At 38.9% G+C, this 13,651-nt stretch carries 7 protein-coding genes; 4 read left to right on the forward strand and 3 right to left on the reverse strand.

Translation table 11 applies throughout. From position 1 onward, the window contains the following. Window positions 1-288 precede the first annotated feature (288 nt). From IWC72_RS14550 to IWC72_RS14565, 4 genes are all read left to right on the forward strand, one after another. Complete coding sequence (locus IWC72_RS14550; RefSeq protein ID WP_194530263.1) at window positions 289-1,548, forward strand: HupE/UreJ family protein; 1,260 nt, start codon at window positions 289-291, stop codon at window positions 1,546-1,548. Window positions 1,549-1,569: 21 nt separating this feature from the next. Then, a complete protein-coding gene (locus IWC72_RS14555) occupies window positions 1,570-5,598 on the forward strand; it encodes a non-ribosomal peptide synthetase (RefSeq protein ID WP_194530264.1) in 4,029 nt (1,342 codons plus the stop codon). A gap of 9 nt (window positions 5,599-5,607) precedes the next feature. Then, window positions 5,608-6,321 (forward strand): 4'-phosphopantetheinyl transferase family protein, encoded by a 714-nt coding sequence (locus IWC72_RS14560; protein ID WP_194526884.1) that lies wholly within the window; start codon window positions 5,608-5,610, stop codon window positions 6,319-6,321. Window positions 6,322-6,500: 179 nt separating this feature from the next. Continuing rightward, window positions 6,501-10,661: a T9SS type A sorting domain-containing protein gene (locus IWC72_RS14565; protein WP_194530265.1), complete on the forward strand. Its 4,161-nt coding sequence runs from the start codon at window positions 6,501-6,503 to the stop codon at window positions 10,659-10,661. Window positions 10,662-10,727: 66 nt separating this feature from the next. Here IWC72_RS14565 and IWC72_RS14570 read toward each other — a convergent pair whose 3' ends face one another. From IWC72_RS14570 to IWC72_RS14580, 3 genes are read right to left on the reverse strand one after another with little or no spacing between them, the layout of a single operon-like run. Beyond that, the gene (locus IWC72_RS14570; RefSeq protein WP_194530266.1) at window positions 10,728-12,032 is read right to left on the reverse strand and encodes a DUF3570 domain-containing protein; all 1,305 of its coding nucleotides are present in this window, start codon (window positions 12,030-12,032) and stop codon (window positions 10,728-10,730) included. 14 nt (window positions 12,033-12,046) lie between these two features. Next, on the reverse strand, window positions 12,047-12,256 hold the full coding sequence (locus tag IWC72_RS14575) for a DUF4266 domain-containing protein (protein WP_194526887.1): 210 nt from the start codon (window positions 12,254-12,256) through the stop codon (window positions 12,047-12,049). Between the two features lies 1 nt (window position 12,257). Continuing rightward, complete coding sequence (locus IWC72_RS14580; protein WP_394370098.1) at window positions 12,258-13,235, reverse strand: FAD:protein FMN transferase; 978 nt, start codon at window positions 13,233-13,235, stop codon at window positions 12,258-12,260. Between the last annotated feature and the right edge of the window lie 416 nt (window positions 13,236-13,651).

Below are 13,651 nucleotides of genomic sequence, written 5' to 3' on the forward strand. Positions count from 1 at the left end.
GATGTTGAGCTTATCAAGAAAAAAAGTAGTTCAATAACTGATTTGCAGGTCGATCATCGAAAAATTACAGGTATTTATCGATTTTACTTTAAAATATTCAACATTCTCTATCTTATTTTACTGAATATTCAATAGTTGGGCCATGTGGTTTTTGGGTTCAGCACAAAGGCTGTACAAATCTTTTTAAACGGTAGTAAGGACCTTTTAAAAATTGTAGCAATCCGATTTTGGCGTTGGAAATCGAAAAAATAAGTTAAAATTCAAATAATTCTCTATCTTGATGGCGCTATGAAAAAACTATTACTACCACTTATTTTTGGACTCTTTTTGTTGGTCCCTATTGTTACGTTCGCTCATCAACCTAAACAAAGTTTAATATACCTTCGGATTTATGAGAAAACGGGTATTGAAGGTCGTTTTGAGGTCAACGCCAATGAACTTGTCAATGTCTTTGGCTTGGATGTTGGGCTACACCCAAGTATGGAACAGGTTAGACCTTATCAAGAAAAAATCCAGGCCTATTTACTGGAGAATGCTAAGTTTTCATCAGAATTAGGAGCCTATCAGATCGTATTTACCGGAGAAATATCAAAGTTAAACCTTTCCTATGGGGATTTTGTCAACTTCCATTTTCGACTAGAAAATTCAGAAAATTTACCGGACAGCCTTACATTGGATTATGATGCGTTTTTTGATGAAGACCCTACCCATATGTGTCTTGTGGCAATGGAGTATAATTGGAAGGCAGGCTTGATAAACAATGAGCACATTGTAGCTTTGTACCTGTCAGAAGGGGAGAGAAATGGTACTTTCTCTATTAAGGAAACGTCCTTATGGAAAGGTTTTCTAGCTATGGTGCAACAAGGAATATGGCACATTTGGATAGGTATGGATCATATTCTATTCTTGGTGGCGTTGATATTGCCTTCCGTGGTACGAAGACGCAAGAAAAATGGAGTTACAGGTGAATTTACAAATAACGGAAAATTCAATATTTGGGGTTGGGAACCGGTTAAAAAGTTTAGACCGGCTTTTATCTATATTCTTAAAATTGTAACCTTCTTTACAATTGCCCATACTATTACACTTAGTCTGGCATCTTTGGAGATTATAAACCTTCCTTCTAGGGTGGTAGAATCCATTATTGCCTTTTCTGTAGGTCTTGCTGCTTTTCATAATATTAGGCCCATATTTAAAGGTGAAGATTGGGTAATTGCTTTTGTTTTTGGACTTTTTCACGGCTTTGGTTTTGCAAGTGTTTTGGGAGATTTAGGTTTTAAAGGCGAGTATTTGTCGTTATCTTTAGTTGGGTTTAATGTGGGAGTGGAGATTGGTCAGATTGCAATCATAGCACTGATTTTTCCAATTCTATATTTTATAAGGAATAACAAATACTACTCTAGATTTCTGGTATGGCTTTCCGTAGTTTTGATAGTTATTTCTGCGTATTGGCTTATAGAAAGAGCTTTTGATATTGATTTGCCTTTGGATGAATTTATCAACAGAAATATTTTATACCCTGTGGCGAATTTTGTTGGTTTAAAATAAGTAACTCACAAAATAGAGCACTTGAAAGAAAGCACTAAAAATAGTTCGCTTTTAAACCGATGGAAAAACCGGGAGACTAAGGAATCTACGTCATTGCAGATACCTAAGGTGCCTGTTGATGCTCAAATTCCTTTGTCTAGCGGTCAACAGCGTATCTGGTTTTTACAACAATTATATCCTGATAACCCCTTCTATAATTACTCTGAGGCGCTGACTTTTGAAGGAAAACTGAATGTTGATGTATTAAACAAGAGCCTCAATTATATTTTTGAGCATAATCAGGGTCTAAGGTCATACTATCCTACTGTTGAAGGTGTTCCCATTCTTAAAGTGGATGATGGTATACCGAGCCTTAAGGAGTTTGATGTGAGTCATTTAACGGAATTTGAAGCAAGGGAGGAGGCTAGTAATCTAATGCACAAGCAATCATCCTTGCCTTTTGATTTGTCCGAACCCGGTTTGGTGCGTGTATCTTTAATAAAACATACACCAAACAGATATGTTCTTTTCTTTACCATGCACCATATTATTATAGATGAATGGTCTATTGATGTTTTAAAGCAACAGTTGGCGAACATATATCTAAAGTTGCTCTCTGATGAATCGTTAGAAGCTGTTACTGAAACGTTGCAATACTCGGATTATGCCCATTGGGAGCGAAATACTCCAATAGATACCAAGCAGTTGGAATATTGGAAGCAAGAACTCTCCGGAGATATTCCTCTCTTGAATTTACAAACCGATAATGTAAGACCTTCAAAACCGGCTTTTAGGGGAAAGCAACAGACACTGCATTTAGCTGCGGATTTCTCTGCTAGGGTTTTAAATACTTCCAAGGAAATGGGGACAACACCTTTTGTTTTCTTGCTCACGGCATATTATCTGTTTTTACATAAGTATACTGGTCAATCGGATATTTTAGTGGGTACGCCTATAGCAAACCGCAGCGCAAAATCACTTGAGAAGGTGCTCGGGTTTTTTATTAATACAGTGGTGTTAAGAAATAGAGTCCACGCGGATGCTATATATTCAGAATTGATTCATGAGGTAAAAAAAAATACGCTTTCGGCTTTCTCAAATAAAGACATTCCTTTTGATGTTCTCGTAAAGGAATTAAATGTAGAACGGTCGTTAGCGGTTAGTCCGTTTTTTCAAGTAATGTTTTTATACCATTCGTCTACTGCAAAACCTTCATTTGGAGAGGATTTAAAATTGATAGACGAGACTGAGTTTGATACTGAAGTTTCTAAGTTCGATTTAACCTTGTCCATCTCTGAATCAAATGGATTTTTGTCATTGGCTTTTGAATATGATACGGATTTATTTGAAACCGATACCATTACACGCTTCTTAGAGCATTATAAAATGCTGTTGGAGGGAGTAATTGATAATCCAAATGAAAAGGTTGGGAGTCTTTCTATGATGACTTCGGAAGAAAAAAAAATATTGCTTCCAGAGCTAGCTGAAGACAATACTCACTTTATAGCTTATAAAGGGATACATCAAATAATAGAAAATGTAGCCCAGAAGTTCCCCCAAAATAAAGCTTTGACCTTTAATGGTGCTTCTATAACCTATAAAGAATTGGATGCGCGTGCCAATAGTATTGCTTTTGCAATTCTTCAAAAAACAAAGAAGCATAATGAAGTCATAATGCTTTGCATGGATAGGTCCATAGAAATGATGGTGGCGTTGTTGGCCGTCTTAAAAGCAGGTTGTGCTTATTTACCCATGGATCCAAAATATCCCATGGAAAGGTTAAATTTTATTTTAGAAGATTCTAGTTGTAATATAGTGGTTACTCAAAGTAGTTTAGCCAAGGTTTTTGAAGAAACAAATAAGCATATCATTTTAACTGATAAGTTGACAGCCACTGAATTGCAAAAAGTAATTTTGCCCGATGTGGACGAAAATGATTTAGCTTACCTCATTTATACCTCTGGCAGTACCGGAAAGCCTAAAGGGGTGCAAATAAGCCATAAAAACATTATCAATTCTACCGCAGGAAGATTAGACTTCTACCCTCAGAATCCAGATGTATTCTTGTTATTGTCATCTATTTCATTTGATAGTTCAAAAGCAGGGATTTATTGGACACTTTGTACGGGAGGAAACCTTATCCTTACTAAGAATAGGATTGAACAAGATATAAGTAAAATAGAGGAAATAGTAAAGTTGCATAAGGTTAGTCATACACTTATGCTTCCTTCTTTATACAGTGTTATTTTAGAGCATGGGGATGTTTCCAAATTAAAAAGTCTTCATACGGTAATAGTAGCGGGCGAAGTTTGTGGGCAGAATTTACGAGAGCTCCATTTTAAAAACCTGCCAACTGTAAGTCTATATAATGAATATGGCCCTACGGAAGCTACGGTTTGGTGTATTGCACACAAATTTGAAACTACGGATAATTCTAAAGTTGTTCCTATTGGCAAAGCTGTTGCCAACGCAGAAATATATCTTTTTAACTCATCTCAAGGTGCAGTTCCTTTTGGTGCGGTAGGAGAAATATATATTGGAGGGCCTGGAGTTTCAAAAGGATATATAAATAGGGGAGACCTTACGGAAAATTTGTTTTTAGACAATCCGTTTAGAATAGGGTCAAAAGATAAGATATATAAAACAGGCGATTTAGGGAGGTATCGAAATAACGGCACTATTGAATTTTTGGGAAGGGTAGACCACCAAGTAAAAGTTCGAGGTTTTCGCATAGAATTAGATGAGGTAGAAAAAACTATATCGAGGCAGGAATCGGTAATTTCAACTGTGGCTTTGGTTGAAGATAGCAAAAAATTAGTAGCATATATAGAGGCTATTGTGAAGGTTAATGTTGCGGATTTAAAACGTGTTTTAAAAACCAAATTACCAGAATACATGGTGCCTACTACAATTATTCAAGTAGATGAGTTTCCGCGGTTGCCCAATGGTAAGGTAGATAAGGTTCGTTTGCTACAAGTGAAGCCGACGGATGAAAAAATAGCCGGTAGAACAGTAGAGTTGCCTTCAACAATGTTGGAGAAAAAGATATCGGTAATTTGGAAAGAAGTTCTTGGTTTATCTTCAATTGGACTTCATGATAACTTTTTTGAAATAGGGGGAGATTCTATATTGAGCATACAGGTGATATCAAAAGCAAAAGCAGCTAATATAAAATTGTCTCCTAATCAATTATTTGAGAATCAGACAATTTCAGAGCTTACGCGTCATATTCAATCTATAGAAATAGAGAAGACCAAAGTTTTTGATAAAACAGAATTCAGACACCTTGTTCCTATTCGCTCCAAGGGCACAAAACCTCCTTTATTTTGTTTGCATTCCGGAGGAACACACTTTTTTTATTATAACCAGTTTGCAAATCATTTAAAGGAAGATAGGCCTGTTTACGCACTTCAAGCTTCAGGGCATGAAGATGAGCTTGTTTTGCATAGGAGTGTCAATGAAATGGCAGTCAGCTTTATCAAGGAAATTAAAAAAGTACAACCACATGGCCCATATCATTTTATTGCATACTGCTATAATACGGCCATAGGCATGGAAGTTGTGAGGTTGTTGAACGAAACTAGGGATAAAGGAAATCTTATTATAGCAGATACCATGGCAGATTATCTTAGTTTGTTTGCGGTATCCAGAACAAAAGTCCGTACAACGGCCTTCTTTGAGCGATTTAAAAAGAAACCAGTGGATGCTGTTCACCGTTTTCTTAAATCAAAACTAATCTATCCACTTAAAGAAAAATATAAAACCCTTGCGAGTAGCGGAAGCCAAAAATTGATTAGAATCCTTCATGACAATCATATTAAAATTTATGAAAAGTATGATTGGAAGCCTATAGAAAGCAATATTCGTTTGCTTTTGACGGACAAGTCAGATACCGATTTTAACGGTAAAGTAATTGATTCATGGAAAAAAATGACAACTAAAGTAGTAGTTGTTATTCCGGTTGAAGGGCATCATGATAAGCTTTTTGAAGATTCAAAAATGGTGCGCAAAACCGCTATTGTTATAGACAGTTGTATGAAAGAGTTTGAAGCTACGGAAAAAGTAGACTAAAAATGAAGTATGAAATTACTTAAAAGTGAAGCGCACATATGGAATTTCAATGTAAATGATTTTGATGCGCTTTATTCTTATCAAAAGTTGCTTTCTCCAGATGAACTAGAAAGGGCAGGTAAGTTCAAATTTGAAAAGGATAGGAAGACGTATATTTTAGCCAGAGGATTGCTAAGGGATTTGTCTGGGCGCTACTTGGGTGTTCCACCGGAAAATATCAGTTTTAAGTATAGTGATTATGGTAAACCTCATTATAATCAAGAAACTTCTTTAAGGTTTAATGTGTCTCATTCAGGAGAACTTATTGTCTTGGCATTTGTAACTCAAGGTCAAGTAGGAGTGGATGTAGAGCGAATAAAGCCCAATTTTGATAGTGCTAAGATTGCAAGAGAATTTTTCTCTCCAGATGAGGTTTCCGAGGTATTATCTTATCCTGAAGCCAGTTTAGGTAAAGCCTTTTTTAATTGTTGGACTAGAAAAGAATCTTTTATAAAGGCAAAAGGAGCCGGACTTTCTTTTGATTTGACTTCCTTTTCGGTTTCTATTCATGATGATTTTCCTCAACTCCTTCGAACACAATGGAATCCTAAGGAAAAAGATAGTTGGAAGTTCTTCTCTTTTGTTCCTCAAGAAGGGTATTTTTCAGCGTTGTGTGTGTCTTCGGAAATAGAAAACGTTTCTTGTTTTGATATTGTGCATCTCAATCGCTTGCGTTGTAATTAGACTTTTTAAGTGTTTGACCTATAGTTGTTTGTCCTCTAATGTAGCAACTAGTCGATTAAGTGGTTGTATCTCTTGCCTATCTCTTTTTAAAGTCTATTTTTATAAAGGTTTTGGGATTATGGCTTTACATAACCCCGTTTCTATTATTAACCAACCATCTTTATAGAACTCTTAAGATTATGAAAAGAGAAAATATATTTCTACAAGTTTTTCATGGGACATTATTAATGAGTTTGCTTTTCACCGGTTTAACTTATGGACAGTCATCTGGTAATTGTAACGCTACTCCTTTCCCTGGTCATTGGCAAACACATGAGCTCCAGTCTACGGAACTGCCGTACCGAGCAGTTTATATTCTTCCGAAAGAGGATTTGAATGGTGACGGCCTAAAGGATATTGTTGCCGGTGGCTGGTGGTATAAGAATCCCGGAAGTGCTTCCGGTAATTGGGAACAGAAAACTATAGGGAATCCGTTTAAGAACGTTGCTTTAGTTCATGATTTTGATGGTGACGGTGATTTGGATTTATTAGGTACGCAAGGGGCATACAAAGGAGAGGATATGGCCTGGGCAGAGAATGATGGCGCTGGAAATTTCACGATTCATACCAATATTCCAGCAGGAAGGACAACCTATTGGGAGAAAAAAATACAAGGTATAACATCAGGCATATTTCAACCTGGTGGGCCTTTTCAAATTGCAATTAATTGGAACGGTGCCGAATCTTCTGGGTCTACGGTGCAAATGTTAACAGTTCCCTCCAATCCCAAAAACGGTACATGGACCTTGACGGATATTAGTGATTATTCCTTAGGGGAAGATTTGCAAAGTGCCGATTTGGACGGTGATGGTGATTTGGATTTATTTCAATCCGATAATTGGTTAAGAAACGAAAGTAACGGAAATTGGACCACTATCTCCACAGGTATTGGTTACCGTACCACGTCTGATAGGTCGCAACTGGCAGATTTTGATGGAGATGGCGATTTGGATGCCGTGGTGGGGCAATTGGGGATTGGTTCAAGTGCGTCGGACCGTAAGGAATTTGCATGGTTTGAAGCTCCTTCTAACCCTACATCAACATGGATAAAACATGTTTTGGCCACGGATATTAGTTCTAGCCTGAGTCTATATGCTACGGATATTGATGCTGATGGTGACCCGGATATTGTAGTGGGGGAATGGAAGGGAGATAATAGGTTGTTAGTTTTTGAGAATGATCTTTGTAATTCCGGTACTTGGATTACCCATACCGTTAATGCCGGGGGTACCGGTTTTGACCATCACGATGGGGCACAGGTAGTAGACATTGACAATGATGGTGATTTGGATATTGTTTCGATAGGATGGGATAATATCGTGCCGAGGATTTTTGAGAACAAAAGTACGGTGACTAATAGTGTGCCAATTGTCAATGCAGGTGATGACCGGGAAATTAACTTGCCTACTTCTGAATTAACCTTGAGCGGTTCGGCCAATGACCTTGATGGCGGTCCGATTACTTTTCTATGGACCCAACAAAGTGGTCCTAACACGGCCACATTGTCCAATTTCGACACCGCCGATCTAACGGCATCCGATTTGGTGGCGGGGAACTATACCTTCCGATTAACGGTAACGGACGATGAGAACGCTAACTCCTTTGATGAAGTGACCGTAACCGTAGTTCCCGAGTCAACTGAAGGAGGGTTCACACTGCGTATCAATATCGGCGGTTCTCAGTCTACCTTTAATGGCGAAGAATTCATAGACGACCAATATTTTAATACTGGAAGTACACTTGACAGGCCTCAAACTGGATTATCGCAGCCTTACCGTAGCATACGTTATAGCCGTTCGCAAACTATGAATTACGACCTGCCGGTTCCCAATGGAGCATACACTGTGAGATTACATTTTGCCGAAACCTGGTTCGGGGCTACGGGAGGTGGTGAAGGAGCAGTAGGAAATAGAGTGTTCGATGTACGTTTGGAAAATGAGTTGCTAGAAGATAACCTGGATGTATTTGCCGAAGTGGGAGCAGAGAAACCTTTGGTAAAGACGCATACCGTATATGTAAATGACGGCATACTTGATATTGACTTTTCTTCGCTAGCTGCAGATGGAGGCAGTCGGCATCCGATAATCAACGCTATTGAAGTGATTGGTAGCGGAAGTCCCTCGGTACCACCTGTGGCGGAGGCAGGAAACAATCAGGCAATTACACTTCCTTCTACTACAAGCGTCACTTTTAATGGTTCGGGACATGATCCTGATGGCGGTCCGGTTACATTTTTATGGACGCAGGTCAGTGGCCCCAATTCAGCAACATTAAGCGATGAAAATACAGCGAACCTTTCCGCAACAGGACTTTTAGAAGGAAATTACGTATTTCGATTGACGGTCACTAACCAAGATAACGAAACGGCATCCGATGAGGTTATCCTTACAGCACAATCAATTGGTGGTGGGCAGTCACCCATTGTCAACGCAGGAGAGAACCAAAATATCAACTTGCCTACCGCTAACATCACCCTAAACGGTTCGGGCAGCGACCCAGATGGTGGTACGGTTACTTATCAATGGACGCAGCAAAATGGTCCCAACAGCGCTACATTAACCAATTCTAACTCAGTCAATCTTATAGTTACAAATTTAGTGGTGGGAGACTACACATTTCGCCTAACTGTAATCGACGACGAGAACGATACGGTTTTTGATGAAGTGAATGTTACTGTGCAGCCAGAGCCAACCGAGAGTGATTTCTTTCTTCGTATCAATGCGGGTGGTCTAGAAACTACCTATAATGGTAATGAGTTTATCGCAGACCAGCATTTCGATACGGGTTCAACTCTTAATAGACCACAAACAGGTTTGCCTGAACCATATCGGAGTTTTAGGTTTAGCAGGTCTCAGCTTATGGGCTACGATATTCCATTGCCTGACGGGGCATATACAGTAAGGTTACATTTTGCCGAACTGTGGTTTGGTGCGACCGGAGGAGGGTCTGGCGGAACGGGCAGCCGTGTTTTTGATGTACGTTTGGAGAATGAATTGGTAGAGGATAATTTGGATGTTTTTGCATCGGTGGGAGCGGATGCCCTATTGGTTCGCACGCACTCGATTTTCGTTACGGATGGCGTCCTTAATATCGACTTTTCGGCATTGGAATCCGATGGGGGTTCTAGACATCCTATTATCAATGCCATTGAGATTGTAGGGGAAGAAGGGAGCCAGCCTTCGTTAGAGCCTATTGCTAATGCAGGGCAAGATCAGAGCATAGTTCTGCCTACGGATGAAGTGGTGTTGAACGGTTCTGGTAGTGATCCGGACGGTGGTGCGGTTTCATACCAATGGGCACAGGTTAGTGGGCCAAATGCCGCTACCTTATCTTCGGTTATGAATTCGGAACTTAATGCTAGTAATCTAATAGAAGGCTCCTATGTTTTTCGGCTAACGATAATCGATGATGAAAATCAAGCTAATTCAGATGAGGTTGGAGTAACGGTTGGTCCAGAGGTAGTTGGTCTGAGCGACCATATTTGGCTTGAAGCAGAATGCGCAGATGTGGGAGCTAATTGGTTGATTAGAACGGATGGTTCTGTTTCCGGCGGGAAATATTTGGAAGCACCTTCTGGCAATCACTTTTATAATGCACCTACCGATGAAGATTCAAGTATACGTTTTGACCTTTCCGTTGAGGAAGGAACTTATAATTTATATGCTCTTGTGGATACACCTACAGGAGATAATGATAGTTTTTGGGTTCGAGCGAATAACGGACCTTGGTTAAAATGGAATTATATTTTAGGAGGCAACGGTTTTAATTGGAGACAGTTGCACGATAAGGAACGCAGATCTGTTTTTGTGACCTTAGATTTGAATGAAGGAAACAATACCATAGTTTTTGCCCATAGGGAACAAGGTGCTAAACTTGATAAAATATACGTTACCAAAAACGGGGAACTACCAACTGGTTTTGGAGAGACGGATTTTAATTGCTCGCTTAGCGGTAAAAATTCAACTACCCAAACAGAAGTTGTTGATTTATATAGAAATCTGGAATCTGGAATTGCTTCGGATTTGTTAGTGGAGCAGAGCCTAAGTGTGGTTAGTTTATATCCCAACCCAGCACATACTGAAGTATATATTTCGCTTCAAGAAGAACAAAAAGAAGCAGAATATATTGCTATTTATACCATGGATGGAACATTGGTTAAAATGGAAAAAGCCAATGCTATCCAAGTTGAACAGAAACTTTACAAACTAGATGTAAGTATTTTAAAACCAGAAATGTATGTTGTTCGCGTAGTGACTAGTGATGGGGAATCAACAATCCATAAAGTGCTTATTTCAAATTAAGTACTATTGAGGAGCATTCAATAGTTTGTGTCTTTTTATGGGTTAAAAAAAGGTGAGGGTTTAGATTTAATCCATAACGAATTTTACCCCTGCCGTAATGATAGATGAGCTAAATGTAGTGTCCCTGTCGTACTGATAAAACTTCAGGTGAATACTTTTTAGTCCAAATTTAGAAATATGCAGTTTTGTAAAGATATCGGTATACGAGATTCCCAAGCCATATTGATTTGCTGAATATTCGGATAGGTCATAGTCCGATGTGTAATATTTCTCAGTAGAAACGTGGGTTTCGTAAGGAGCAAAGTAATCGGCTTCGGTTTGGTTATAGAAGCGATAAGAAGGATATAAGGTGAATTTATCTCCCAGTTTAACGGATACCTCAAGGTTTGCCGTATGCGAGTTGATGCCCCAATCATCAAAATAATAGCGGTAATAGGTTCTTAAAGCTATAATTTCGTTGAGGTACCAGTTCAGGCGTCCGCCTAAAGCGAACTTCAATCTTCCGTCAGGCAAACGTTCTATGTCATCGGCCAATTGAAAATTTTCTATAAAGGAATCGTCTACATCGGAAAAATAGACACGTTGAAATGGCGTAGAAAGTAAGCCTTGTTGATTGATGATATCAAATGATATTAACCCTTGTACATTTTTGTGTAGAATCTGGGAGAGACCTAGCCCTAATGAATAAGAATTTCTGTTGGTTTGGTCCAGTTCGGAGAAATTTGGATTGTAATTGGTGTTTCCGGTAATTTCCTCAGGTCTAAAAAATCCTATTCCATTTTCTCCAAAAGGACGGAGTTCAAAAGGGTAGATAGTGGTCCACTTGTCCAAATACACATTGGCGTTAATGCTGGCCTCCGTATTCTTTTCATTGAAGAGTTTAGTGTAGCTGCCTCCAAAACCCAGAGAAAAATAATCGTACTCTGAGGAAACGGAGAATTTGGCCGACCAAATATCATTTCTATCATCGGAGCTATGGCTATAGTTGCCTGTTAAATTCACCCAAGTATCAGATTGAGAAGCTCCTGAACTGGCAACAAATGGGTCGGCATTACTTCTTTTGTCAAAAGGATCTACATTGCTAGACGAGGCGGAGGTGTAAGCGGAAACCCCGGCGTCTATGGTAAGTACATCATCATCGTTTAGCGGAATGGAAACAATAATTGTTCCGGTAGCATCCGTTAGTTCTTCGGTTCCTCTTCCGCCACTTACTGCGGCATTATCCCCGTCTTGAGAGTAATAGCTCCATAAGAAATCCACCTCCGTAGTTTCAAGAACACGTTTTTTATAGGTCTGTTCCGTGTCCTGGGCCCAAACCTGTTGTAGAGCCAGCATCAGGAGAAAAAGAAATATGTTTTTTAGTAGAGTCATAATCATCTCATAGCTTAGTTGCAGCCGCAGCCACCACCTGTTTTTCCTCCGTTGGCACCAACAGCTGCTTCTCTATATGAATGTGCAACAGTAACATTTCGGTCACATTTTTTATCCGATAGGAGCATATCAGGGTCATTCAGGTTTACCTTTTCGTACTCTTTGACCACAACACAGCTGTGAAGGGAAAGTGTCAAACCTAGGATTAGTAGAAAAGTTCTCATCTTAGTTTTCTATTTCAACGTTTTTCGATGTGAAAATATTTCCTTTATCATCGATAATGATACATCCTATTTTGGGCATTTGATTTATTCTATTGAGCCCTACTTCTTTACCCATTACAAAGACCGAAGTAGCCAAGGCATCTGCCAACTCTGCTTTAGGAGCAAAAACGGTAACGCTAATAATCCCTGAGGAAGGATATCCGGTTCTAGGGTCAATTATATGTGAATAGCGTTTACCTTTAAAATTCACGAACTTCTCATAGTTACCGGAAGTGACTACCGCTCCCTGTGCAATGGGGAGCAATGCAAAGGTTTTGTTTTTGTTCATAGGGTTGGTTATGGCAACTTTCCACGGTTCACCGTTGGGTTGTTTCCCCCATGTATTCATGTCCCCAGAAGCATTGATAATCCCTGCGGGAACTCTTTTTTCGATTAAAAATTTCTTGGCCATATCTGCGGCATATCCTTTACCGATGCCACCAAACCCTATTTTCATGTCTTTTTTTTTCAGAAAAACGCTACTGTCCTGTGGGTTAAGTAGAATGTTCTGAAAACCGACTTTAGTCACTGAAGATGCTATAGAGCTTCTATTTGGCATTTGGGTCATACTACCGTCAAACACCCATATGTTATCCATAGAGGCATAGCTAATGTCAAAGGCTCCATCAGTGAGTTTTGATAGACCGATTGCCCGTTCAATGAGTTGATACAGTTCTGGGGAAACCGGGACGGGTTGTATTCCGGCATTTCTATTAATTTTTGAAGTTTCAGAGTCAGGTTTCCATGAAGAGATTAGGTTCTCTATCCTAGAAATTTCGTCAACTGCTAAACTTATATTTTTGTTTCCATCTACAGAATCTTTGGCAACTACGGTAATATCAAACCGGCTGCCCATTAACTTTAAAGTTTTGGTATACGCTTGTTGGGCGTTTATTGATGCCGAAAGACAAAACAGTAATATAAATAGGGACTTCTTCACATTCAGTAATACATTAGAAATAAGGAGTGTTGTGTTTTAAAACAAAGATACAGCAGAAATGGTTTGGAATATGAGAATTGCCGATAAGGTATAGTACGCTCCAGTATCGGTTAAATAGAGGTATGTTTTTATTAAAAACCTCAAACAAAAGTATTTTGGTTGCACAAATTTGCACAATTAAAATATGTGATATTGATGAATTAATCTGTATTATTGTATGATTTAAGTGTTAATTCGTTTAAAATTGTGGAATTACATAAAATAAGCGCAAAATTTGCGCAATTCAAAACCATCGATTTACAATGATTATACAGACGATTGAGTCACTCAAAATTTTAGATTTATAAAACTTTGTATCGTTTTTATAAATGTACTAGTAATCGTTAAAACAATCAAGCTTTGCCGTAAGGAAGCTC

Source organism: Zobellia roscoffensis (genome assembly GCF_015330165.1).
Classification (GTDB): Bacteria; Bacteroidota; Bacteroidia; order Flavobacteriales; family Flavobacteriaceae; genus Zobellia; species Zobellia roscoffensis.